Consider the following 22,204-nt stretch of genomic DNA (forward strand, 5'->3'; position numbering starts at 1 on the left):
ACCCAAAAACTTTTTACAACAACTTCGGTAACACTGTGCCGTAAAAAAATGCTTGCTATAACAACTCGCAAGCAGATCAGTACTGCGTATTCGTGGTAGGCCGTGCGGGATTCGAACCTGCGACCAACGGATTAAAAGTCCGCTGCTCTACCAGCTGAGCTAACGACCCGAAGAAGAAAGATTATAGGGGGTGCCCGGGATTCTGTCAAACCGAACGGGCAACTTTTTCCCCGCTTTTACTTTTTGCCGCCCCGTTCCTTGGCCGCTTGCGCCGCGCTGGAGTCCGGGTAGCGCGAGATCAGCGCGTTCAAGGTCTTGGTCGCGTTCGGCTTGTCTTTCAGCTCCGTGTAGCAGCTGGCGATGTTGAGCATGGCGTCGGGCGCCTTCGGGCTGTCCGGGTAGTGTTTCAGCACTGCCTGCTGGGCCGTGATGGCGTTCTTGCAGTCGCGCTGGGCGTAATAGGCGTTGCCCAGCCAGTATTGCGCATTGGCTGCATACGCCGATTCCGGATAGCGCTTGACGAAGGCGTCCAGTGCCGTGACGGCGCCCTTGTAGTCGCCCGACTTGAACAGGCCGAACGCGGACTCGTACGCGCTTTGTTCGGACACGCCCACGGCCGCTTCCTGGCCGTCGATGGTGACCTGGCGCGGCTCGAGCTTGCGCAGGCGCGCGTCGATGTCGGTGTAGAAATCCTTCTGGCGCTTTTGCACGTTCGCCAGGTCGTTGCCCAGCACTTCGATCTGGCCGCGCAGGCGGGCGATCTCCTGCATGGTCTGGTCGTGCTGGTTGAGCAGGCTCAGGGTGCTGGTTTTGTCCGCCTTGGCGTCGATGCGGCCGTTCAGGTCGCGCGCCATGGCGTCGACCTTGGCGCGCAGCTCGAGGATGGCCTTGCGCGCTTCATCGTCATCGAACAGGGCGGCGTTGGCGTGCAGGGGCAGGTAGGCAAACGCGGCCATCAAGGCGGCGGCGACGCCGGCTTTCGAGAATCTCATCATGGGTCGGGCTTTCTAAGGTTACGCAAACATGCAAACGGGGCGCCGGGCGGTGAATCACCGCGCTGCGCCCCATTATTATGCCTATGACTGGCCAGTTAGGTAAGCGCCAATGCTGCTGCGCTCACCCGAGAACATCAATAAACGATGTCAGCGCGGCGGTTTTCTGCCCATGCTGCTTCGTTGCTGCCTTGAGCTTTAGGCTTTTCTTTGCCCAGCGACACGGCTTCCATCTGGCCTTCTGGCACGCCCAGGGCTGCCATCGACTTGCGCACGGCTTCAGCACGTTTCTGGCCCAGGGCCAGGTTGTACTCAGCGCCACCGCGTTCATCGGTGTTACCTTGGATCAGGATCTTGCGCGATGGGGTTTTTACCAGGTAAGCAGCGTGGTTTTGCACGACTGGGGTGTCCGCTTCGCGCACGACGTATTTGTCGAAGTCGAAGTAGATGCTGCGGTTAGCCAGCACGCCTTTTGGATCGTCCAGTGGATCGACCGATGCGGTCGTTACTGGCTGAACTTGACGGGTGTCAACTGGAGCGACGACTTTTTCAGGAGCGCGCTCAACCACTGGGGTTTCTGCGACTTTGACTGGGGTGCTGCAGGCGGACAGCAGAGCTGCGGTAGCGGCGATGAATGCCAAACTTTTAAAGTTACTCATTTTTATTCTCCGGGTCATGGTTAAAGGTGAAACTGTACAGCACTTACTTCATAAAAGGACCCCAGGTGGGCTCCTTGATATTGCCAGCTTGCGTAGTCAAACGCTGTTTGACGCGGCCATCCACCGATACCACTGCCAGCGACTTGCGTCGTCCGGATTCGGTCGCGTACATGATATATTTCCCGTTGGGCGAAAAGCTCGGTGATTCGTCGTTGGCGGTGTCCGACAGGCGCAGTTCCTGGCCACTAGCCAGGTCGAGCGCGTAGAGCTGGAAATTGCCGTCGCGACGGGAAATATAAGCGAGTGTCTTCCCATCGGACGAAATCCGCGGGCTGATGTTGTAGGAGCCGCCAAACGTCACGCGCTTGGCTTCGCCGCCGCTGACCGACATGCGGTAGATTTGTGGTCCGCCGCTGCGATCGCTGGTGAAGTAAATGCTTTGGCCATCGGCCGAGAATTGGGGTTCCGTATCGATGCCGCTGCTGGTGCTGACGCGGCGCAAGCCGCTGCCGTCGGCATTGACGGTGTAGACCTGGGTATGGCCGTCGCGCGACAGGGCCACGGCCAGGCGCGAACCGTCCGGGCTCCAGCTCGGCGCGGAATTGCTGCCTTTTTCATTCGACACGATGGTGCGCTGGCGCGTCACCAGGTTTTGCACGTAGACGATGGGCTTTTTCTTTTCAAACGAGACATATGCGACCTTGGTGCCGTCCGGCGACCATGACGGCGAAATGATCGGCTCGTTCGAGCGCAGGGCGACCTGGATGCCTTCGCCATCGGCGTCGGCCACTTCCAGGCGGTATTCGCGGCCCGATTGCGTGACGTAGGCGATGCGGGTGGCGAACGCGCCTTTCACGCCCGTCAGCTTTTCATAGATGTCGTCGGCGATCTTGTGCGCCAGCAGGCGGTTGAACTGCGGTGCGGCCGCATTGTTCATGCTCGAAATCTGCGCGCCCTTGATGGTGTCGAACAGCTTGTAGCGCACGTCCAGGCGGCCATCGGCCATGCTTTGCACGGAGCCGGCCGCCAGCGCGTCGGCGCCGCGCGACTTCCATTGCTCGTAGCTGACGGGCGCCGTTTCCGACACGGGCGCATCGGCGTCGATCAGCTTGAACACCCCGCTGCGCGCCAGGTCGGCCTTGATAATGCCCGACAGCGATTGCGGTGCCGCCGATTCATTGACGAAGCTGGCCACAGCCACCGGGATCTGGTTGCTGCCGATCCCTGTAATCTCCACGCGCAGCTGCGCCTGGGCGCTTGACGCTCCCAGCATCAGGCCGGCACAGAGCACGACATAGCTCATTTTTTTCATGGTCATCATTTAGGCAAATCCTTCATCTCGAATATGAGTTCAATCTCGCGTTCCACGGTGCCGTCTTTTTTCTTCGGCAGTGGCGAGGATTTATTAATGGCGTTTTCCACCGAGCTGTCATACGCCGGCAGGCCGCTGCTTTTAATCTTTCGGACCGAAATAATTTCCCCAGTTGGCAATTGCTCGATCTTGAACACGGCGCGCGGGTTGCCCGGCACGTCCGTGCTACCGCTGTACGCGATATTGCTCTTGATCTTGCTCGTCAGGGCAGCGACATAGCCGCTGTCCTTGCGTGGCGCGGTCGCTTTCGCGGCCGTGCCCGTTGTGCCATTGCCTGCCTGCGCCATCAACCGCTTCATGTCATCGGCACGCAATTTGTCGGCTGCCGCTTTTTCAGCCGCCGCTTTCTTGGCCTTGGCCGCTTTTTCAGCAGCCGCTTTTTTCTCGGACAGTTCTTTCTCGGCTTTTTCTTCCGCCGCTTTTTCTTTCTCTTTGGCCAGCTTGGCTTTCTCCAGCTTGTCGGCCTTTTCTTTTTCCAGCTTTTCAGCCTTGTCTTTTTCTTTCTGCTTCTGTTTTTCCAGTTCGCGTTTTTCTTCCTCGCGTTCCTTCTGTTCCTGCTTGCGGCGTTCTTGCTCTGCCGCTTTCTCTTTTTCTTCCTTCAGCTTGGCCTTCTTGCGTTCGAGGGCGATTTCCGCCTCGCGCAGATCGACCTTCGGCTCGGGCGCGGCCACGGGCGGTGGCGGCGGCGGGGCCGGCTGTTCCACTTGCGGTTGCGGCGTCGGCGTCGGCGTCGGCTCCGGTTCCGTCGCCACCTCGGGCGGCGGCGCGGCCGTCTGCACTTTCATGTCCCACACTTCCGCTTCGACGGCGACAGGTTCCGTATTTTGCCAGTGTACGCCCACCCACAGGAAAAACAGCAGGCCAAGGTGCATCGCCAGCGCCAGGCCCAGCGAGGGCCAGCGGCTGCGTTCGCGCGGCACGCTGTAGGGCTTGCCGAGCACATGGTCGATTTGTTTGTTCTGCAAAGTCTAGTCTATCTAAAAACGGTCAAGTCTGGAAACAGGATGCTGTGCTTACTTGGTGGCCAGGCCGACACGGGTAATGCCCATCTTTTTCGCTTCTGAAATGAGCTGGATTACATCGTCGTACTTGCTTTCCTTGTCGCCCGCGATCATCACGGGATAGTCAGGATTGCTCTCGTGCAAACCGCGCAGCTTGCGCAGCAGGGCGTCGCGGTTCGGTTCCGTTTCCGGCGCCAGCTGTTCCTTGCCGATGACGCCGATCGACAGCGAACCATTCGGTTTGAGCACGATCTGAATATAGTCATCGGGCGGTTTCGCCGACTTTTCCGCGTTGGGCAGGTTCACCACGCTGGGATTGTTCGACGACGGCATCACCATGAAAATGATCAGCAGCACCAGCATCACGTCGATGTACGGCACGACGTTGATCTCGGACTTGAACTTGCGGCCGCGGCCGCCGCGCATGCCGCCGCTATTGAAGGAGGAACCCATGAACCTTGCTCCCTCTTAGCGCGACTGGCGCTGCAAGATGTTGGAGAATTCCTCGACGAAGCTCTCAAAGCGGATCGCCAGGCGGTCAATGTCATGCGAAAAACGGTTGTAGGCGACGACGGCGGGAATGGCCGCGAACAGGCCGATGGCGGTGGCGATCAGCGCTTCGGCAATGCCGGGCGCGACGGCCGCCAGGGTCGCTTGCTGCACGTTGGCCAGGCCGCGGAAGGCGTTCATGATGCCCCAGACGGTACCGAGCAGGCCGATGTACGGCGAGACGGAGCCGACGGAAGCGAGGAAGGCCAGGTGCGATTCGAGCACGTCCATTTCACGCTGGAAGGCGGCGCGCATGGCGCGGCGTGCGCCGTCGAGCACGGCGCCCACGTCCAGCGCTTCGCGCGAGCCGTAGGAAGCCTTGCCCTTGATGAATTCGCCCATGCCGGCGTCGAAGATGCGGGCCAGCGCGCCGCTTTGGTCGCGGTTGCCGCTGGCGTTCTGGTGCAGCGCATGCAGGTTGCCGCCGGCCCAGAAGCTGCGTTCGAATTCGATGGTTTGCTTGCGCGCCTGGCGCACGGCAAACATCTTGCGGAAAATGTAGGTCCAGCTGGTCAGGGAAATCAGCAGCAGCAGGGCCATGATCAGTTGCACGATCAGGTGGGCGTTGGTGATGAGCGCGAGGAAAGAAAGATCTTGTGTAACGTTCATTGGCAGGCAGTCTGTTGGGTGAATTATCCGGGGGTGGCGGTAGGGCTCAGGCGGCGCGCATGCGGGCCGCGACCGCATCAGGCACGGCGCGCGGGCGCAGTGCCGAATCGACGCAGCCGATCTTGACGCGGGCCGTGTTGAGCAGGCGGTCGCCGCCCCAGGCTTGTTGCAGGAAAACGATGGAGGCGCGCCCCATTTTTTCTATGCTTAAGGTTAATTTTACCGTGTCATCGAGCCTGGCTGGCGCATGATAGTCGGCGTTGACGCTTTTGACAACGAACATCGCGTCATGCTGCTCCAGCAATTGCTGCTGGCCCACGTCGATGGTGCGCAGCCATTCCGTGCGTGCGCGCTCGAAGAATTTCAGGTAGTTAGCGTAATAGACGATGCCGCCGGCGTCGGTGTCTTCATAGTAGACACGTACGTTCCAAGTAAAAACTGAAGGCATGTTTATTGCGCCAGTAGTGAGATTGAGCAACATTTTACGCGATTTTTCTTCTTGTGACTGTGGGCGCTTGCTGGAAAGCCATGCAAAAGCAGCATATAAGTTGCACCGCAGCATTGTAAATCCAGCGTGTGCAATGGCAAGCTTCGTAACATACGCTTACATGCCATGGCCAGGTTTAAGCCCAGCTTAAAAGCGGCGGCCATCCCCGGGGCGGCCTGCGGCCGTGTCCTGGCTGCGGCGGCGCGCGGCGATTATAGCCGCACGGTTGCATTCCTTGCTCAATTTGGGCACTTAACTTACAATTTGATTTCCATTACGTCTCACGTGACTGGCGAAAAGTCGGGCGATCTCCATGCACAGGCGATCGGCAAACCGGCGAAAGGTGGGCACCCACCGGGAAACGTGAGATTTTTCATCAGCCGTTCGCCTGGGTAGCCACTATGGAAAAGCACGAAGAGGCTGCCTGTCCAATGTTGTTATTCACTTAACGCCGGCTCCCCTCATTCGATCCAACCTGCCAGTACAAGCACCCTCATACTTGGAGTTTTTACATGTTTGCAAAAGATCACACCCTCGCCAACGTCGATCCTGAATTGTTCGCCGTCATTCAAAAAGAGAACACGCGCCAGCACGACCACATCGAACTGATCGCGTCGGAGAACTACACGTCGCCAGCCGTAATGGAAGCGCAAGGCTCGCAGCTGACGAACAAGTACGCCGAAGGCTACCCGGGCAAGCGCTATTACGGCGGCTGCGAATACGTCGACGTGGCCGAGCAACTGGCCATCGACCGCGTGAAACAGCTGTTCGGCGCCGAATGCGCGAACGTGCAGCCGAACTCCGGCTCGCAGGCGAACCAGGGCGTGTTCTTCGCCATGCTGAAACCAGGCGATCTGATCATGGGTATGTCGCTGGCCGAAGGAGGCCACCTGACCCACGGCATGCCGCTGAACATGTCCGGCAAATGGTTCGATGTCGTCTCCTACGGTTTGACGGCGGAAGAAGACATCGACTACGAGGCGATGGAGCGCCTGGCCCGCGAACGCAAGCCGAAACTGATCATCGCCGGCGCGTCCGCGTTCTCGAAAAAGATCGATTTCGAACGCTTCGGCAAGATCGCCAAGGAGGTGGGCGCCTACTTCATGGTCGACATGGCCCACTACGCCGGCCTGATCGCCGCCGGCCTGTACCCGAATCCGGTACCGTTCGCCGACTTCGTCACCTCGACCACGCACAAATCGCTGCGCGGCCCGCGCGGCGGCATCATCCTGATGAAGGCCGAGCACGAAAAAGCCATCAACTCGGCCATCTTCCCTGGCATCCAGGGCGGCCCGCTGATGCACGTGATCGCCGGCAAGGCCGTCGCCTTCAAGGAAGCGCTGAGCCCTGAATTCGTCGAATACCAGAAGCAAGTGATCAAGAACGCCGACGTGCTGGCGAAAACCCTGATCAAGCGCGGCCTGCGCATCGTGTCCGGCGGCACCGAATCGCACGTCATGCTGGTCGACCTGCGCGCCAAGAACCTGACGGGCAAGGAAGCCGAAGCCATCCTCGGTTCCGCGCACATCACCTGCAACAAGAACGGCATCCCGAACGACCCACAAAAACCCTTCGTCACCTCGGGCATCCGCCTGGGCAGCCCGGCGATGACGACGCGCGGTTTCAAGGAAGCGCAAGCGGAAGAAGTGGGCAACCTGATCGCCGACGTGCTGGACAACCCGCATGACGCCGCCACCATCGAGCGCGTCAAAGCGGCCGTGAAAGTGCTGGCCGACGCGCACCCTGTGTACGCTGCATAATTATTTGTCCAGAATGTGTCATACGGAGTAAGATTCCGTATGACACATTCCAGTCGTGCCCAAGGGCGCCCGGAGTGATTCGGGCGCCCTTTGTACAAGGGCGGTGATTTCCCGTAATTATTACTATAAAGTTGTAACCAGCCCATGAAATGTCCATTTTGCCAGCACGGCGACACCCAGGTTCTCGATACGCGCGTATCGGAGGAAGGGGATGCCATTCGGCGCCGCCGCCGCTGCGGCAAATGCGACAAGCGTTTTACCACATACGAACGCATTGAACTTATCATGCCGGCCGTCGTCAAAAAGAATGGCAGCCGGACGGAGTTCGCTGCGGATAAGTTGCGCGGCAGTTTGATGCTGGCCTTGCGCAAGCGTCCCGTCGCGGCCGCCTCTGTGGATACGGCCATCGCCTCCATCCAGGAAAAGTTGCTGACCAGCGGCTTGCGCGAAGTCGATTCCGGCTATATCGGCGAACTCGTCATGCTGGAACTCAAGCGCCTCGACAAGATCGCCTACATCCGCTTCGCTTCCGTCTACAAGAATTTCGAAGACCTGGCCGAGTTCCAGGATGCGATCGCCGAAGTGGGGCAGGCGCGCAAGCCCTGACGTTCATCCGCGTACTCTCCTTGTTGAAGGCGGGGCTGCTCATGCGCCCCGGTTCACCACGCCTGTGCTGGCCTGGCAAGCGGCCTGATCAATTCCAACGCTGTTCTTCCCACCTTTCGTCGCACTGTTTGCGCCAACGCAGACCCGGCTTTTTGCGCGCGCCTATCTTGTAGCTGGGCCGACTGTTCTTGCGACTCTGTCGGCGGAAGGGAGGAGCGTATGCGCAATGGCGGTCGCACTATGTTTCCAGCGGGTGGCAGCAGCCTCGTCGAGGTGCTCGTGTCGCTGCTGCTGTTGGCGCTGGGCCTGCTCGGTGCCAGCATTTTGCAACTGCACTCGCTGCGTGCGCGCCATGAGTCGGCGCTGTTGTCGGCGGGCGCGCAGCTGGCGGCCGGCATGGCCGAGCGCATGCGCGCAAACAGCGTGCTCATGAATGGACCCGATGCGGGCAATCCCTACCTGAACGTGGCCTATGCGGCGGCGGACGACGCCGAAGCAGGCGGCGGCGCGCCCGACTGCTTTGGTGCCAGCGCCTGCGGCGCGGCCGAACTGGCGCAATTCGACATCGCCGAATGGAAGCAATCGCTTCCTGCGGCCTTGCCCGGCGCGCGCCTGCATATCTGCCGCGATGTCTCTGCCTGGGATGCCGCCGCGCAAGGCTTGCACTGGGCATGCAGCGGCGGCAAGGGCGCGCCCATCGTCATCAAGCTGGGCTGGCGCGGCCGCTTGCCCGATGGCTCGCCCGCCGTGAATGCGGCAGGCGAGTCGCTGCCCAGGCTGGTATTTCAGCTGGGCGGAGGCGGCGCATGAACGGCGTGCATACCGCGTGGCGCCGACGGCGCGGCATGAGCCTCGTCGAATTGCTGGTGGCCCTGTCGCTGGGCGCGTTGCTGATGCTGGCCGCCAGCAGTGTGCTCCTGGCGGCCAGCGGCAGCTATGGCGACCAGTCCGCCAGCGCGCGGCTCGACGATAACGGCCGCTATGCGCTCGACACCATCGCCCGTGCCGTGCGCCAGACGGCGTACGTGAATTGGGATAGCAGCGCCGCGCCCGTCGCCCATGCCGATGACGACAGCGCCAATGTCGCCGGGCTCGACGCGCGCAGCCTGGGCAAGAACAGCGAAGGCATCAGCGGCGCCTTGTCCGGTGTCCTGCATGGCAGCGACGTGCTGGCCCTGCGCTATTACGGCGCCGGCAAGGAGGAGGGCGGCGACGGATCCGTGCTCAATTGCGCCGGCTTTGGCGTGGGTGCCGCGCAAACGGAGGCGCAGCGGGGCTGGAGCATTTTCTATGTGGCGCAGGGCGCCGATGGCGATGGCGAGCTGCGCTGCAAATACCGTGGCGCGAACGGCTGGGGTGCGGACTCCGTCATTCGCGGCGTCGACGGTTTCCAGGTGTTGTATGGCATCGATACGGATACGCCGCCCGACGGCGTGGCGAACCGCTATGTCAACGCCAGCGCGCTCGACGCCTACGACGCGGCGCTGGTGCTGCAGGGCGCGGATGCGGCCGCGCGCCAGCGCGATTTGCACCGCCGCACGCACTGGAAGCGCGTGGTCAGCGTGCGCGTGGCCTTGCTGTTGCATGGCGAGGCGGACCAGGCGGACAAGATGGCGGAACTGGGGCCGGCGCAGTTCGACCTGTTCGGCAAGGCATATGCCGAGGCGCACGGCGCCGGCGACACGGGCGTGCGCATCGCGCGCGCGTCCCTGCCCGCCGCGACGCGCTCCCGGCTGCGGCAATTGCTGCAGACGAGCATCATGCTGCGCAACGGGCCGGCCTAGGCGGTGCCACGATGGCTGGCGCGGGCGTCCGCTGCTGCGCACCTCGTTGCGTGCCTTGCTGTTCACCTTGCGCGCGCCACGGTGGCGCCACCCTCGTGTATGTGCTGTGCCTGCTGGTGATCATCTTGCTGCTGGGCATATCGGCGGCGCAGATAGCCTTGCAGGGCGAAAAGGCGGCACGCGGCGAGCGCGACCGGCAGATCGCGTTTCAGGCGGCGGAGGAAGCATTGATGGATGCGCAGAACGATATCGAAGGCTTGCCCGGCGCGCCGGGACGCAGCAGCCTCTTCGCGCCAGGCAGTGCGGCCGGGTTCGCGGACGGCTGCGGCGAAGGAGGCGCACTGGGCCTGTGCCTGCCGGCAGCCCCGGAGGCGCCGGCCCTCTGGCTGAGCATGGACCTCGATGGTCCCGAAGGGGGAAGTGGCAGCCGCGCCGTGCCGTATGGGCAGTTCACGGGCGCCGTCATGCAGACGGGGCAGGGTTTCCTGCCGTCGCGCCGGCCCCGTTACCTGATCGAATTGCTGCCGTTTCACCCGCCCGGCGCGCAGGCGGCGGCAGTGGCTGGCGGCCTGGCAACGGAAAGTTATATGTACCGCATCACGGCCATCGGTTTTGGCATGCAGGAAAGCACGCAAGTCGTGCTGCAAAGTTATTATCGCAAGCAGGCGGCTGGAGCGGGGCCATGAGGGCGTCGTGCTTCACTTTGCCGTCCACTTTGTGGCCTGCTTTGCGGTCTGCCCGGCGACATCCCGGCTGCGTCTGGCTGATGCTGCTGGCCTGCCTGGCCTGCCTCACTTGCGGCGGCGCCCTTGCCGCCGCCGTCCCGCCGGTGACGCTGGCACGGGCCGACGCGGGCTTGCACGGCGCCAGGGTGCCGCCGAATCTGTTGCTCAACCTGTCCCTGACGCATGCAGCCGCCGCTGCCGCGCATGGCGGCGACTATGCGCCGCAGCGCGAGTACCTCGGTTACTTCCATGCGCGCATGTGCTACAGCTATCCGTACCGCAGCAAGGACGGCGTCATGCTGCCCGACTTGCGCGTAGCGACCGCTTACTTCTCCGTGCTGAAACCGGCCGATGCGCTGCACGGCTGCGGCGGTGATAGTTTTAGCGGCAACTTTCTGAACTGGGCCAGCGCCAGCATGCTCGATATCGTCCGCTATGCCCTGACGGGCGGCGACCGCGTCATCGACGAAGTGCGCAAGACGGTGCTGCAGCGCGCCTACCTGCCCGATGCCGACGGTCCCGTCGACTTCTTTGCCCACCCCGTTTTTTTTCCGCGCAAGGTCTTGCACACCGGCGTGGCGGCGGCGACGCCGTTTGCGCTGGCGCAACTGGCCATCGTTTCTTGCCGTAATCGCCTGCTGTTCGGCGACGCCAGCGTGCCTCCGGGCGGCAGTTGCGACGCGCCCGGCATCGCCGCCACGCACGGCGTGTTCCTCGCGCGCGTGCGCGTGTGCGATGCCGATGAGGGGCCGCTGCGCGACGACTTGTGCCTCGCGTACGGCAAGAACTACAAACCGGTGGGCGCCGTGCAGCGCCTTGGCGGCAGGGTACGCGTGGGCGTGTTTGGCCATTTGAACGGCGTGTCTGCCAGTGCCGGCCCCGTGTATGGCGGCGTGCTGCGCGCGCCGCTGGCCCACGTGGGCCAGCAACGCTGGACGGCGCCCGACTTTTTACCGCAAGACAATACCGGCGCCGAGTGGAATCCCGTCAATGGCGTGTTTGCCGTCCAAGGGACAGAGCAGGGCGCAGGCCCTGGCGGCGGGGTGACCGCTTACATCAACGGCCTGGGCCGCAGCAGTGCCGGGCATCTGGGCGGGTACGCGAGGGCCGCGCCGCTGGCTGAATTGCTGTACGAATCGCTGCGCTACCTGCAGGGACGGCAAGCAAGCGCCGCCGTGCCGCCTGCCACGGCCCCGCCTGCCATCGACGACGGCTTGCCGGTCCTGACCCCATGGAGCGACCCGCAAACGGCTAATTGCCAGCGCCACGTCGTCGTCAGCCTCGGCGACGCGGGCATGGCGGGGGACCGCTACGTGCCCGGCAATGTTCCTGTTGTGCCTGCCTCGGCCGGTGACCGCGCACGCGCCGCCGATGGCTTTGCGCCGCCGCCGTTCGATGCGATGGCCTGGACGCATGCGGTGGGCAGCCTGGAAAGCGGCAGTGCGCAGGGCAATCCGGCGCCACGGCCCGACCTGGCGGGACTGGAATTGCTGGCCGACGGGGCGGGCGGCGCCAGCTATCATGCGGCAGGGCTGGCTTACTGGTCGCACGTGCAGGCGCTGCGTCCTGGCGGCAAGAACGACGGCCTTGCAAAGGTCGAGCACTACGCGGGCGACTTGCGCCAGGGCGACCCGGCCGGCGTACCCGCTGTGACTCCCTTGCTGCTGGCGGCCAAGTATGGCGGTTTTCTTGATGCGAACGGCGACGCCAACCCATTCAAGAGCGCAACGGCCAGCGCGTTCGATGAATGGAGCCTGGACGGCCGCTGGCCCACCCACTACTTGCCCGGCAGCGATCCGGCCGCCCTGATCGCGGGACTGCGCGCGGCCGTTGTCTCCGCCGACAAGGGCACGCTGGCGGCGACGCTGGCCGGGCCGGCCCTGATGGCGCTGGCCAGCGGTACGGAAGAGGCTTACTGGTTCCAGACGCGGATGCGCCTGGCCGATGGCGGCATGATCTTGTCGCGCAGCGCGTTTGCCGTGGGCGCCGATGGCGCACTGCTTCCCGGCAAGCCATCGTGGACTGCTGGCGGACAGTCCAAGACCATGCCGGATGGCCCATCGACGGCCTTGCGTCCCGTCTACACGCTTGACGCCAAGGGCGCCCTGATGCCGCTGGCCTGGAAGGAGCTCGATGCAGCACAGCGCGACGCATTCGACGGCGGCGATGGAAGAGGCGAGGCGCGTCTGGCATATCTGCTGGGCCAGCGTACGCACGAGGTGGGGCAGCCAGGCGGCTTCCTGCGGCGCAGGTCCGGCAGCCTGGGCGCGGCGCCATATGGCAACCTGCTGTACGTGGGCGCGCCGGGTCTGGGCATGCCGGGGGCCGGCTATGGCGTGCATCGCCAGGCGCTGCTGCCGCGCCGGAAAATGCTGTACCTGGGCGCCAACGATGGCTTGCTGCATGCCTTCGATGCGCGCACGGGCAGCGAATTATTTGCCTATCTGCCGCAGGCGCTGCTGCGCGCGGCGCCAGCCGCTGCGAGCACTCACTACAGCCCCGGCCCGCTGCTTGATGGCGCGGCGGCCACGGCGGAAGTGCTGGCGCTGGGACATTGGAAGACGGTGCTGGTGTCGGGCATGGGCGGCGGGGCGCAAGGCGTGTTTGCGCTCGACATCACCGACCCGATGCGTTTTGCGCAAGACGGTGCGCTGTGGGAATTTACGGACCGCGACGACAGACTCATGGGCAATGTGCGCGCGCCGCCTGTCTTTGCCCGCGTCAACATGGGCGGCAAGGAGGGCGCGCCCGCCTACCGCGATTTTGCCATCGTCGCCAGCGGCTACAACAACCATGTAAATGACGGCAAGGACACGACGGCGCCCGCGTCGGCCGCCGCCATCTTCCTGCTGGCCCTGGACAAGGCGCCTGGCACGCCATGGGTGATAGGAAGCAATTACTTCCGGTTCAAGGTGCCTGTGGCCGGCGGCAACGGTGGCGGCGATGGGGGCCACGACACTGATGCGGTCACTGACGCCATGTCCCACGCACTGGGCCCGCCCGCCGTGGTGCCGGGCGGCGATGGCGCGCTCGCGTATATCTATGCGGGCGATTTGCAGGGCAATATCTGGCGCCTCGACATGGCGGGCGGGCCGCCTTGGAAGGAGGGGGCGGGGCGCAAACTCGTGTTTGTCGCGCGCGATGCGCAGGGCCGGCGCCAGCCCGTGACGCAGCAGCTGAGCGTGGCGTATGCGCCCGGTGGCGGCTATCTGCTGCTGTTCGGTACGGGCAAGCTGGTCGAAGCGGGCGATACCTGGCCTTCCGCCTTTCTGTCGCAGTCGTTTTACGCCGTGCACGACGATGTGCGTACAAATTCAGCCACGCGCAGCCGGGCCGATCTGGAACAGCGCATCCTGGGCGACGTCGCGGGCGGTGTGCGCGTCGACGGCGCCGAACTGCGCTACACGGGCAGCGACGCCATGCGCGGCTGGTACCTCGATTTTCTCGATACCGCGCAGACGGGCGAGCGCAGTATCAGCAGTCCCGTACTGGCCGCCGGCAAGGTGCTGTTCAATACCGTCCTGCCGGGGCGCGACCCTTGCGCCAAACCGTTCACGCGCCTGTATGTGCTCGACGTGCTGAGCGGTTTTGCCGCCGATGGCGCCGGTGTGGTACAGGCGGGAGAGCAGACGGGACGCTTGTTCGACGGCCTGGCGCGCGCGCCGCCGCTGGCGCTGGAATTGAACAGCACGGTGGGCGCCGCAACGGCGACAGGGCGGGCCGAGGGCCGCAAGGAACTTGCCGTGCTGCAACCGGGCTTGCCCGGCGCGGCCAGCGTGGCGGGACTCAAGGTCGTCAGCGCGCCGCTGCCCGCCCGGCGCCTCAGCTGGCGCGAAGTGGCGAACTGGCGCGAATTGCACGAGGCGGCCAAGAAGAAATAAGAGAGGGGCATGGCTGGCGTGTCGTAAGTAACAGGCGTGCAGACCGGCGCCGCGCATCGGCCGGCGGTTTTTGGGAAGAGGGGAGGTCAGATGGAAATGCTGGCAAGTCGGAACCGGCCCGCTGCAAACGGTGGCGTTTCTGCCGCCATCCCGGGCTTCAGCCTGATCGAACTGCTGGCCGCGCTGGCGATCATGAGCCTGCTGCTGGCGCTGGCCATGCCCGCTTATCACGGTCATGTCGTGCGCGCCAAGCGGGTGCAGGGGCAAGCGGCCCTGCTGCGGCTGATGCAGCAGCAGGAGCGCTATTACTCGCAAAACAACCGCTACCTGGCGTTTTCCTCGGCCTCGCCGGCGCCGCAGGCGCAAGCGTTTCCGTGGTGGTCCGGCGAAGCGGGCGCGGCCGGCAGTGCGTATGAAATCGAGGCGCTGGCCTGTCCAGGCCTGGCGATCGGGCAATGCGTGCTGCTGCGCGCCACGCCGGGCACCTCCAAGGTTGATGCGCAGTTCCAGGATGCCGATTGCGGCGCGCTGTCCTTGAACAGCACGGGCCAGCGCGGCAGCAGCGGCCCCGCCAGCCATTGCTGGCCCTAGGTCATGGTCAAGCCCAAGCGGCCACCGCGGACTGGGCGGACCTTCGGGCACACCATGCTCGAATTGCTGACCGTGCTGGCGATTGCCGCGCTGCTGGCGGCCGCCGCCATGCCAAACTTGCAGCACTTGCTGGCACGCCAGCAGGTGCGCGCGGCGGCCATGGACTTGTTCTCGGCTATCGAATTGACGCGGGCGCAGGCGATGGCGCGCGGACAGCGCGTACTGCTGATGCCGGCCGGGCCCGGCGGCATGGATTGGCGCACGGGCTGGCTGGTCTTTATCGACCGCAATGCCAACCTGGCGTTCGATGACGGCGACGAATTGCTGTTCCGCCAGGGACCGCTGCCGGCGGGCATCACGGCCCAATTCGCATTTTCGTCTGCCACGGCGCCGTTTTATATCGCCTACAATGGCGCAGGACGCAGTTGCAGCGCGACCAATAGCCTGGCGGCGCGCTGGGGTACCTTGTCCCTGACTTTGGGAAAGCAGGCGCGCCATATTAAAATCAATATGCTGGGCAGGGTGCGCGTGTGCGACCCGCAGCAGCAGGCGGTCAACTGCAGCGGCGCGGCCGACAGTTCCTGACACGATTTACCAATGACTCACCTTCAAGCAAAGAAGCCCGTGGAAATAATCAACGATATCGATGGCATGCGCCTGGCGCTGGAATGGGCGGCGCGCGGTTTGTACACGACCTCGCCCAATCCCCGCATCGGTTGCGTGATCGTCAAGGATGGCCAGGTGATCGGCGCCGGCGTGACGCAGGCGGCCGGGCAGGATCATGCCGAAGTGCAAGCCTTGGCCAATGCGGCGGCGCGCGGCAACGACGTGCGCGGCGCCACGGCCTACGTCACGCTGGAGCCGTGCAACCACCACGGCCGCACGCCGCCCTGTTCCGATGCGCTCGTGCGCGCGGGGCTGGGGCGCGTCGTGGCCGCCATGACGGACCCGAACCCGCTGGTGGCGGGGCAGGGGCTGGCCAAGCTGGAAGCGGCCGGCATCGCCGTCACGACGGATGTGCTGGCCGACGAGGCATATGAAATGAATATCGGCTTCTTTTCACGCATGCAGCGCGGCAAGCCGTGGGTACGCCTGAAAACGGCGGCCAGCCTGGACGGCATGACGGCTTTGCACAATGGCCAGAGCCAGTGGATCACGGGGCCGGCAGCGCGCGCCGACGGCCACGCGTGGCGCGCGCGCGCCTGCGCCATCCTGACGGGCATCGGCACAGTCAAGGCGGACGACCCGCTACTGAACGTGCGCGCTGTCGAGACGCCGCGCCAGCCGCGCCGCATCGTTGTCGACAGCCGGCTCGACATCAGCCTCGATGCGCGGATCTTGCAGGGGGGCGGCACGTGGATCGTGGCGGCCGTGGCCAACCCGGAAAAGGAAGCGCAGCTGCGCGCCCTGGGCGCGGAAATCATTCTGCTGCCGAACGCGGCCGGCAAGGTGGACCTGGCCGCGCTGATGCTGGAACTGGGGCGCCGGCAAATCAATGAAGTCCACGTCGAGGCCGGCGCCAAGCTGAACGGCTCGCTGATCCGCGAAGGCTGCGTCGATGAGCTGCTGGTCTACCTGGCGCCCACCTTGCTGGGCGACGCGCAAGGCATGTTTGCCTTGCCCGCCTTGACGGATATCAAGCAGCAGCGGACCTTGCAATTTCACCAGATTCAGCAAGTGGGCGAAGATTTGCGTATCCTTGCAAGATTCGCCCAGCGCAATTAATACTTTCATCATTTTTATAAGGTTAGCTCCATGTTTACAGGAATTGTTGCCGCCATTGGCAAGATTGAAACCGTGCAAGCACTCGAAGGCGGCCTCGACGCAGGCGTGCGCCTGAACATCCATGCAGGCGGCTTGCCGCTGGCCGACGTGGCCCTCGGCGATTCGATCGCCATCAATGGCGCCTGCATGACGGTGGTGGAAAAGTCGGACACGGGTTTTGCCGTCGATGTCTCGCGCGAAAGCCTCAATTGCACCGTGGGCCTCGATACGACGACGGAAGTGAACCTGGAAAAAGCGCTGACCCTGGCCGAGCGCCTGGGCGGCCATTTGGTCTCCGGCCACGTCGACGGCCTGGGCATCGTGCGCAAGTTCGAAGCCGTGGGCGAATCGTGGGAACTGGTCATCGAAGCGCCGCGCGAACTGGCGAAATACCTGGCTTTCAAAGGTTCCGTCGTCGTCAATGGCGTATCCCTGACCGTCAACCGCGTGGAAGACCTGGGCGCGGGCGCCGTCGACGGCTGCCGTTTCTCGATCAATTTGATTCCCCACACCATCGCCATGACGACCCTGAAACACTTGACGGTCGGGGGCAAGGTCAACCTGGAAATCGACCTGATCGCCCGCTATGTCGAGCGCATGTTGTCGCTGGACAAGGCCGCCGCCTGATATAGGATGAACTGAAACAGCAACACAGGCGCCGCCTTGCCAGGCGTGTGTTGCTTTTCTTTCAGACGCGCATACTATGAAGCTTTCCGCAGTGGAGGCTGATCATGGACCCGATTTCGCGCGCAATCGTGCCCAATACCATCCCGGCCACGCCACGCGTGGGCGAGACCGTGCCGCTGGCGCCAGCGCTGCCCGTGCCGCCGTCCAGCGCGGCGGCGGCCCTTGCCATGCTGTCCTCGACGCAGGTCGACCTCTCCCCGCTGGGCCAGTTCCTGTCCGGCGTGGCCTTGTCGCGCCGGCAACTGCTGGCCTTGCAGAGCGCCACCGACGAGGCCAGCGCAGCCACTACCCCCGTGAATGTCAATGACGACTTGCTGGCGCTGGCGCGGCAGTTGACGGAATCGTTCGCCCAGCTGCAAACGAGCGGCATCGATGCGAGCCAGCTGGCGACGGCGGGCGACACGCCGGGCAGCCTGGCGCAGCGCTACGATTTGTTGTCGGGCGATGGCACGACGGATGCTGCCGCCGCGCTGGCGCAGGACGGCGGCCTGCTGACCCAAGCGCAGCTGGCCCGCATCGGCATCGACTTGCGCAATGAAGATGTCGATCCAATCACTTTGCAGGCCGCGTATGCGGCCGACGGCAAGGCCACCCTGGATGCCTTGCAACAGGGAACGGATGTGCTGGCGCAGGTGGGCGCCGTGCTGGCCCGGCAGCAGGGCGCGCCGTTGGCCGCCGTGGTCGAAGCGGATTTGACGGCTGCAGCACTGCCGGCCAGCGCCGCGCCGCCGCAAGCCGTCGACGCGGCGTCGCCGCAAACGGCCGCGATTGCACAACGACAACTGGAATTGCAGCAGCAACTGGAAGCGGAAGAGTTGAACCTGGACTTGCAGGGGCTGCGGCCTCCGTCGCCAGCGCAAGCCGCCGCCGAAGCGGCGCAATTGCCGCAGGCGCAGCGGGCAGACAGCCAGCGCGTGGACGCACTGCGCCTTGACGCTGAACGCCTGGGCAGTGAGCGCATCAATTCCGATCAGCAGGCGCAGCAGCAGGAAACCGCGCGGTTGGATGAGCTGCGCCAGGGGCAGGTACAGCAGCAGGGCTTGCAGCAGCAGGCGCAAGCGGCGGCAGATGACGCGGCACTGGCGCAACTGGCGGCCAGCGACGCACAACTGGCGGCCCAGGCGGCGGCCGACCGGGCGCAATCGCTGGCACGCGCAGCGCAGGTGCAGGCCGATGCGGGCGTGGCGGACACTGAGCAAGCCCAACTGGCCCAGCAAAATGCCCAGGCACAAGAGCTGGCGGCGCAGGCCGCAGGCCAGGCCGTGCCGCCACCGTCGTCGCAAGACCCGTCCGTGGCGGCAGCCATCGCCGCGTATAACCTGAACAATGCGGCCCTGAATCCCGGCTTGATGCACCGGCCATTGCCGGCCAGCGACTCGCGCCTGCCGCCGGTGGCGCCGGTGGCCCCCGTGGAACCCGTCAAGCCCGTGGATAAAATCTAGGGCAGCAGGCTAGCGTCCAGGGTAATGTTGGCTTTAAGTAACTTCGACACGGGGCAACCGGCCTTGGCCTTGTCCGTCAGTTCTTCGAACTTTGCCTGGTCGGCGCCCGGTATCTTCGCTTTCAGGATCAGGTGGACGGCCGTGATGGCAAAGCCGTCGTCCACCTTGTCGAGCGTGACTTCGGCCGTCGTTTCCATCTTTTCCGCCGTCAGGCCAGCCTCGCCGAGGATCAGCGACAGGGCCATGGTAAAGCAGCCCGCGTGGGCGGCGCCGATCAATTCTTCGGGATTGGTGCCGGGCTTGCCTTCGAAGCGGCTGGCAAAGCCGTAGGGGTATTCCTGCAAGGCGCCGCTGCGCGTGCTGATGGCGCCCTTGCCGTCCTTGATGCCGCCTGACCAGATGGCCGATCCGTTGGTTTTCATGTTGCCGCTCCTGTGTGTGGGTGTCGCTGCGAGTGAAGTGTCAGCGCCGTGGCGGTGACCGGCTGATCTTATGCTCTTTGCAAGACCGGCGGCGCGCGTTTTGGTGTCGCCGCCTGCGCTGGATCGAGGAATCGGCGTTTTGTGGGCAGGCTGCGGCGCCTATGCCGCAAACCTGTCTTATTTCAGGTCTGCAAGCGCTAAATCCTTTAAAATAGCAGGTTATAAGAAAATTCCCGGAAATTCGCGGAGTATTCGCACTTGATGTTTCAGTTTCAGTTTCAGTTTTTAGTTTCATTAACAACGCCCGGCAAAACCGACGCGCAGCAGGTTGTGCCAGGCGTCATAAGAGGATGAACAATGTCTATATCCAGCACCGAAGAGATCGTCGCTGAATTGCGCGCCGGCCGCATGGTGATACTGGTCGATGAAGAAGACCGGGAAAATGAAGGCGATCTGGTGCTTGCCGCCGATTTCGTGACGCCTGAAGCCATCAATTTCATGATCACGCATGCGCGTGGCCTGGTCTGCCTGACCCTGACGGAAGAACGTTGCGACGAGCTGAACCTGTCGATGATGACCTCGCGCAACGGCACCGCCTACGGCACCAACTTTACCGTGTCCATCGAAGCGGCCGAAGGCGTGACGACGGGCATTTCCGCCGCCGACCGCGCCAAGACCATCCAGGTGGCCGTGGCGAAGGGCACGCAGCCCAGCGATATCGTCCAGCCTGGCCATATCTTCCCGCTGAAAGCGCAAAAAGGCGGCGTGCTGATGCGCGCAGGCCATACGGAAGCCGGTTGCGACCTGACGGCCATGGCCGGCCTGACGCCCGCATCCGTGATTTGCGAAATCATGAAGGACGACGGCACCATGGCGCGCCTGCCGGACTTGCTGGTGTTTGCCGAGCAGCATGGCCTGAAAATCGGCACGATTGCCGACCTGATTCATTACCGCAGCCAGACGGAGTCCCTGGTCGAGCGCGTTGCCGAGCGCACGCTGCACACGGCCCACGGTGAATTCCGCCTGATCGCGTTCCGCGACAAGCCCAGCGCATCGGCCCATTTGGCCCTCGTGCATGGCGACCTGGCCCCCGGCCTGGAAGCGCTGGTGCGCGTGCACCAGCCCGTTTCCCTGCTGGACGTGCTGGAAAGCGAAGCGACCACCCACTCGTGGACGGTGGCCGCCTCGATGGCCGCCATCAAGCAGTCCGAGCGGGGCGTGATGGTCTTGCTGAACTGCGGCGAGACCTCGAGCGAGCTGTTTGCCCAGTTCGCCGCGCTCGATACGCCGCAAGCCAAGCCGAAAGGCCGCGCCGCCAGCATGGACTTGCGCAGCTACGGCATCGGCGCGCAAATCCTGCGCGACCTGGGCGTGAGCAAGATGCAATTGCTGGCCAGCCCCCGCAAGATGCCGTCGATGGTCGGTTTCGACCTGGAAGTCACCGGTTTTCAGTGCCATCCCGGCCAGACGTCTGACTAAATCGACTGCGCGTCGCGATTTTGTCCGGCGTCGATGTGAGAGTAAACGATGGCGGCACGTGTGTGCCGCCCTGAACCACCAGATTAAAGAGGCTGATGATGACTGTAGGAACCTATGAAACCAATTTTGCCGGCGAAGGTTTGCGCGTCGGTATCGTCCAGGCACGATTCAATGAAATCGTCGGTGGTGGCTTGCTGTCGGCATGCCTGGAAGAGTTGAGCAAGCTGGGCGTGGCCGATGAAGATATCCTGCACGTGACCGTGCCGGGCGCCCTGGAAATCCCACTGATTCTGCAAAAAATGGCGGAAACCGAGCAATTCGACGCCCTGATCGCACTGGGCGCCGTGATTCGCGGTGAAACCTACCACTTCGAGCTGGTATCGAACGAATCGGGCGCGGGCATCACGCGCGTCGGTCTCGATTACGGCATCCCCATCGCCAACGCAGTGTTGACGACCGAAAATGACGAGCAGGCGGAAGTGCGCATGCTGGTCAAGGGAGCCGAAGCGGCACGCGTGGCAGTGGAAATGGCTAATCTGGCGCAAGCGCTGGAAGAGTTGCAGGAATCCGAGGAGGACTAGCCGTGTAGTGAACGTCCGATAAAACGCCCATAGCTGCGTTGCAAGCCCTCGCCGTACATTCGGGCCCGCGCCTTGCTCTGAGCATTTTCTCGAACGTTCTGACACGCGGTTGGCTGCGGCGCGTTGAAAAGCGCGCCGTGCTGTCTCGCCGGAATTTGTAGTGAACACGTACTTAAGAACAGGTAACAATCATGACTGAGAAAAATTTGCTCGCCAATCCCAGCAAAAACCGCACGCCGCGTCACCGCGCGCGCGAGTTCGCGCTGCAGGGCTTGTACCAGTGGCTGCTGAACAATGAAGACGCGACCACCGTCGTGAACAATATTCGCGCGGCCCACGGCTTCGACAAGGCCGATGGCGATCATTTCACGGTGCTGCTGTACGGCGCCATCAAGGATTCGCTGGCGCTGCGCGACAGCATGGCGCCCTTGATCGACCGCAATATCGCGGAACTGTCGCCGATCGAACACGGCATCCTGCTGATCGGCGCTTTCGAGCTGAAGAACAACATGGAAATCCCGTACCGCGTCGTCATCAACGAAGCGGTCGAGCTGGCCAAGTCGTTTGGCGGTATCGACGGCCACAAGTATGTGAACGGTGTGCTGGATAAATTGGCAGTGAAATTCCGCGAGGAAGAAGTCAACGCCAACAAGCGCAAGTAATAGAGAGAGTAGTTCCTGCGGCCAGTGCCGCAGGTGTCCAGTCCTAAAATAGGTTGACAGTATTTATTGCTGCACAAACGCCCGATGCACCGCATCGGGCGTTTTGTACTTCAAGGCCATATGTGGTCGTTCCTGGTTGTATATCCGCACC

General features: G+C 63.5%; 23 protein-coding genes, 1 tRNA gene and 1 riboswitch. Of the genes, 14 read left to right on the forward strand and 10 right to left on the reverse strand.

Annotation, left to right across the window (positions count from 1 at the left end; translation table 11 throughout):
• Positions 1-93 precede the first annotated feature (93 nt).
• The 8 genes from ACQ4W4_RS25435 to ybgC form a co-directional block, all read right to left on the reverse strand.
• Positions 94-169 (reverse strand) — tRNA-Lys (locus ACQ4W4_RS25435).
• Between the two features lie 67 nt (positions 170-236).
• Positions 237-995 (reverse strand): tol-pal system protein YbgF, encoded by a 759-nt coding sequence (gene ybgF / locus ACQ4W4_RS25440; RefSeq protein ID WP_436544318.1) that lies wholly within the window; start codon positions 993-995, stop codon positions 237-239.
• Between the two features lie 134 nt (positions 996-1,129).
• Complete coding sequence (pal, locus tag ACQ4W4_RS25445) at positions 1,130-1,651, reverse strand: peptidoglycan-associated lipoprotein Pal (RefSeq protein WP_230542412.1); 522 nt, start codon at positions 1,649-1,651, stop codon at positions 1,130-1,132.
• A 43-nt stretch (positions 1,652-1,694) separates the two neighbouring features.
• Entirely contained in the window at positions 1,695-2,963 is a 1,269-nt protein-coding gene (gene tolB, locus ACQ4W4_RS25450; RefSeq protein ID WP_436544333.1) for a Tol-Pal system beta propeller repeat protein TolB, read from the reverse strand.
• Positions 2,964-2,968: 5 nt separating this feature from the next.
• Positions 2,969-3,988, reverse strand: coding sequence for a cell envelope integrity protein TolA (gene tolA / locus ACQ4W4_RS25455; protein WP_436544319.1), 1,020 nt, complete (start codon positions 3,986-3,988; stop codon positions 2,969-2,971).
• Positions 3,989-4,036: 48 nt separating this feature from the next.
• On the reverse strand, positions 4,037-4,477 hold the full coding sequence (locus ACQ4W4_RS25460; RefSeq protein WP_226939836.1) for an ExbD/TolR family protein: 441 nt from the start codon (positions 4,475-4,477) through the stop codon (positions 4,037-4,039).
• A 15-nt stretch (positions 4,478-4,492) separates the two neighbouring features.
• Entirely contained in the window at positions 4,493-5,182 is a 690-nt protein-coding gene (tolQ, locus tag ACQ4W4_RS25465; protein WP_046682323.1) for a protein TolQ, read from the reverse strand.
• A gap of 46 nt (positions 5,183-5,228) precedes the next feature.
• The gene (ybgC, locus tag ACQ4W4_RS25470; RefSeq protein WP_436544334.1) at positions 5,229-5,630 is read right to left on the reverse strand and encodes a tol-pal system-associated acyl-CoA thioesterase; all 402 of its coding nucleotides are present in this window, start codon (positions 5,628-5,630) and stop codon (positions 5,229-5,231) included.
• A 314-nt stretch (positions 5,631-5,944) separates the two neighbouring features.
• Positions 5,945-6,070: riboswitch (ZMP/ZTP riboswitch) on the forward strand.
• Between the two features lie 111 nt (positions 6,071-6,181).
• Between ybgC and glyA the strand changes: the two genes are divergently transcribed.
• The 11 genes from glyA to ACQ4W4_RS25525 all read left to right on the forward strand — a co-directional run bounded on the left by glyA (position 6,182) and on the right by ACQ4W4_RS25525 (position 18,909).
• Positions 6,182-7,429 carry a serine hydroxymethyltransferase gene (glyA, locus tag ACQ4W4_RS25475; protein WP_058050318.1) on the forward strand — a complete coding sequence of 416 codons (1,248 nt, stop codon included), beginning with the start codon at positions 6,182-6,184 and terminating at the stop codon, positions 7,427-7,429.
• A gap of 144 nt (positions 7,430-7,573) precedes the next feature.
• Positions 7,574-8,035, forward strand: coding sequence for a transcriptional regulator NrdR (nrdR, locus tag ACQ4W4_RS25480; protein WP_436544320.1), 462 nt, complete (start codon positions 7,574-7,576; stop codon positions 8,033-8,035).
• Positions 8,036-8,275: 240 nt separating this feature from the next.
• Positions 8,276-8,845 carry a type IV pilus modification protein PilV gene (gene pilV / locus ACQ4W4_RS25485; protein WP_436544321.1) on the forward strand — a complete coding sequence of 190 codons (570 nt, stop codon included), beginning with the start codon at positions 8,276-8,278 and terminating at the stop codon, positions 8,843-8,845.
• Complete coding sequence (locus ACQ4W4_RS25490; RefSeq protein WP_436544322.1) at positions 8,842-9,819, forward strand: PilW family protein; 978 nt, start codon at positions 8,842-8,844, stop codon at positions 9,817-9,819. The genes pilV and ACQ4W4_RS25490 overlap by 4 nt, the downstream gene beginning before the upstream one ends.
• Before the next feature lie 50 nt (positions 9,820-9,869).
• On the forward strand, positions 9,870-10,505 hold the full coding sequence (locus ACQ4W4_RS25495) for a pilus assembly PilX family protein (RefSeq protein WP_436544323.1): 636 nt from the start codon (positions 9,870-9,872) through the stop codon (positions 10,503-10,505).
• Positions 10,506-10,585: 80 nt separating this feature from the next.
• Positions 10,586-14,425, forward strand: a complete 3,840-nt coding sequence (locus ACQ4W4_RS25500) for a pilus assembly protein (RefSeq protein WP_436544324.1) — start codon at positions 10,586-10,588, stop codon at positions 14,423-14,425.
• Positions 14,426-14,515: 90 nt separating this feature from the next.
• Entirely contained in the window at positions 14,516-15,016 is a 501-nt protein-coding gene (locus ACQ4W4_RS25505) for a type IV pilin protein (protein WP_436544325.1), read from the forward strand.
• 54 nt (positions 15,017-15,070) lie between these two features.
• Positions 15,071-15,601, forward strand: coding sequence for a GspH/FimT family protein (locus ACQ4W4_RS25510; RefSeq protein WP_436544326.1), 531 nt, complete (start codon positions 15,071-15,073; stop codon positions 15,599-15,601).
• A 39-nt stretch (positions 15,602-15,640) separates the two neighbouring features.
• Positions 15,641-16,741: a bifunctional diaminohydroxyphosphoribosylaminopyrimidine deaminase/5-amino-6-(5-phosphoribosylamino)uracil reductase RibD gene (ribD, locus tag ACQ4W4_RS25515; RefSeq protein ID WP_436544327.1), complete on the forward strand. Its 1,101-nt coding sequence runs from the start codon at positions 15,641-15,643 to the stop codon at positions 16,739-16,741.
• A 30-nt stretch (positions 16,742-16,771) separates the two neighbouring features.
• Complete coding sequence (locus ACQ4W4_RS25520; protein WP_436544328.1) at positions 16,772-17,407, forward strand: riboflavin synthase; 636 nt, start codon at positions 16,772-16,774, stop codon at positions 17,405-17,407.
• 104 nt (positions 17,408-17,511) lie between these two features.
• Positions 17,512-18,909, forward strand: coding sequence for a hypothetical protein (locus tag ACQ4W4_RS25525; protein WP_436544329.1), 1,398 nt, complete (start codon positions 17,512-17,514; stop codon positions 18,907-18,909).
• Here ACQ4W4_RS25525 and ACQ4W4_RS25530 read toward each other — a convergent pair.
• Positions 18,906-19,331, reverse strand: a complete 426-nt coding sequence (locus ACQ4W4_RS25530) for an OsmC family protein (protein WP_436544330.1) — start codon at positions 19,329-19,331, stop codon at positions 18,906-18,908. The genes ACQ4W4_RS25525 and ACQ4W4_RS25530 overlap by 4 nt on opposite strands.
• Before the next feature lie 357 nt (positions 19,332-19,688).
• Here ACQ4W4_RS25530 and ribBA point away from each other — a divergent pair, with 357 nt between their 5' ends.
• From ribBA to nusB, 3 genes are all read left to right on the forward strand, one after another.
• Positions 19,689-20,810 carry a bifunctional 3,4-dihydroxy-2-butanone-4-phosphate synthase/GTP cyclohydrolase II gene (gene ribBA, locus ACQ4W4_RS25535; RefSeq protein WP_436544331.1) on the forward strand — a complete coding sequence of 374 codons (1,122 nt, stop codon included), beginning with the start codon at positions 19,689-19,691 and terminating at the stop codon, positions 20,808-20,810.
• 98 nt (positions 20,811-20,908) lie between these two features.
• Positions 20,909-21,391 carry a 6,7-dimethyl-8-ribityllumazine synthase gene (gene ribH, locus ACQ4W4_RS25540; protein WP_070219579.1) on the forward strand — a complete coding sequence of 161 codons (483 nt, stop codon included), beginning with the start codon at positions 20,909-20,911 and terminating at the stop codon, positions 21,389-21,391.
• A 191-nt stretch (positions 21,392-21,582) separates the two neighbouring features.
• A complete protein-coding gene (gene nusB, locus ACQ4W4_RS25545) occupies positions 21,583-22,053 on the forward strand; it encodes a transcription antitermination factor NusB (protein ID WP_070219581.1) in 471 nt (156 codons plus the stop codon).
• Between the two features lie 63 nt (positions 22,054-22,116).
• Here the strand turns inward: nusB and ACQ4W4_RS27580 are convergent.
• Positions 22,117-22,204: integrase core domain-containing protein (locus tag ACQ4W4_RS27580; protein ID WP_495542793.1), on the reverse strand; the 88-nt coding region annotated here is incomplete at its 5' end.

This window comes from Janthinobacterium glycogeni (genome assembly GCF_051380725.1).
In the GTDB taxonomy this organism is placed as follows: Bacteria; Pseudomonadota; Gammaproteobacteria; order Burkholderiales; family Burkholderiaceae_D; genus Janthinobacterium.

Excerpts from the sequence above, each read along its gene's own strand:
- ybgF (WP_436544318.1), bottom strand. The coding sequence starts at position 995 with ATGATGAGATTCTCGAAAGCCGGCGTCGCCGCCGCCTTGATGGCCGCG.
- pal (WP_230542412.1), bottom strand. The coding sequence starts at position 1,651 with ATGAGTAACTTTAAAAGTTTGGCATTCATCGCCGCTACCGCAGCTCTG.
- tolB (WP_436544333.1), bottom strand. The coding sequence starts at position 2,963 with ATGAAAAAAATGAGCTATGTCGTGCTCTGTGCCGGCCTGATGCTGGGA.
- ACQ4W4_RS25460 (WP_226939836.1), bottom strand. The coding sequence starts at position 4,477 with ATGGGTTCCTCCTTCAATAGCGGCGGCATGCGCGGCGGCCGCGGCCGC.
- tolQ (WP_046682323.1), bottom strand. The coding sequence starts at position 5,182 with ATGAACGTTACACAAGATCTTTCTTTCCTCGCGCTCATCACCAACGCC.
- ybgC (WP_436544334.1), bottom strand. The coding sequence starts at position 5,630 with ATGCCTTCAGTTTTTACTTGGAACGTACGTGTCTACTATGAAGACACC.
- glyA (WP_058050318.1), top strand. The coding sequence starts at position 6,182 with ATGTTTGCAAAAGATCACACCCTCGCCAACGTCGATCCTGAATTGTTC.
- nrdR (WP_436544320.1), top strand. The coding sequence starts at position 7,574 with ATGAAATGTCCATTTTGCCAGCACGGCGACACCCAGGTTCTCGATACG.
- pilV (WP_436544321.1), top strand. The coding sequence starts at position 8,276 with ATGTTTCCAGCGGGTGGCAGCAGCCTCGTCGAGGTGCTCGTGTCGCTG.
- ACQ4W4_RS25490 (WP_436544322.1), top strand. The coding sequence starts at position 8,842 with ATGAACGGCGTGCATACCGCGTGGCGCCGACGGCGCGGCATGAGCCTC.
- ACQ4W4_RS25500 (WP_436544324.1), top strand. The coding sequence starts at position 10,586 with ATGCTGCTGGCCTGCCTGGCCTGCCTCACTTGCGGCGGCGCCCTTGCC.
- ACQ4W4_RS25505 (WP_436544325.1), top strand. The coding sequence starts at position 14,516 with ATGGAAATGCTGGCAAGTCGGAACCGGCCCGCTGCAAACGGTGGCGTT.
- ACQ4W4_RS25510 (WP_436544326.1), top strand. The coding sequence starts at position 15,071 with ATGCTCGAATTGCTGACCGTGCTGGCGATTGCCGCGCTGCTGGCGGCC.
- ACQ4W4_RS25520 (WP_436544328.1), top strand. The coding sequence starts at position 16,772 with ATGTTTACAGGAATTGTTGCCGCCATTGGCAAGATTGAAACCGTGCAA.
- ACQ4W4_RS25525 (WP_436544329.1), top strand. The coding sequence starts at position 17,512 with ATGGACCCGATTTCGCGCGCAATCGTGCCCAATACCATCCCGGCCACG.
- ACQ4W4_RS25530 (WP_436544330.1), bottom strand. The coding sequence starts at position 19,331 with ATGAAAACCAACGGATCGGCCATCTGGTCAGGCGGCATCAAGGACGGC.
- ribBA (WP_436544331.1), top strand. The coding sequence starts at position 19,689 with ATGTCTATATCCAGCACCGAAGAGATCGTCGCTGAATTGCGCGCCGGC.
- ribH (WP_070219579.1), top strand. The coding sequence starts at position 20,909 with ATGACTGTAGGAACCTATGAAACCAATTTTGCCGGCGAAGGTTTGCGC.
- nusB (WP_070219581.1), top strand. The coding sequence starts at position 21,583 with ATGACTGAGAAAAATTTGCTCGCCAATCCCAGCAAAAACCGCACGCCG.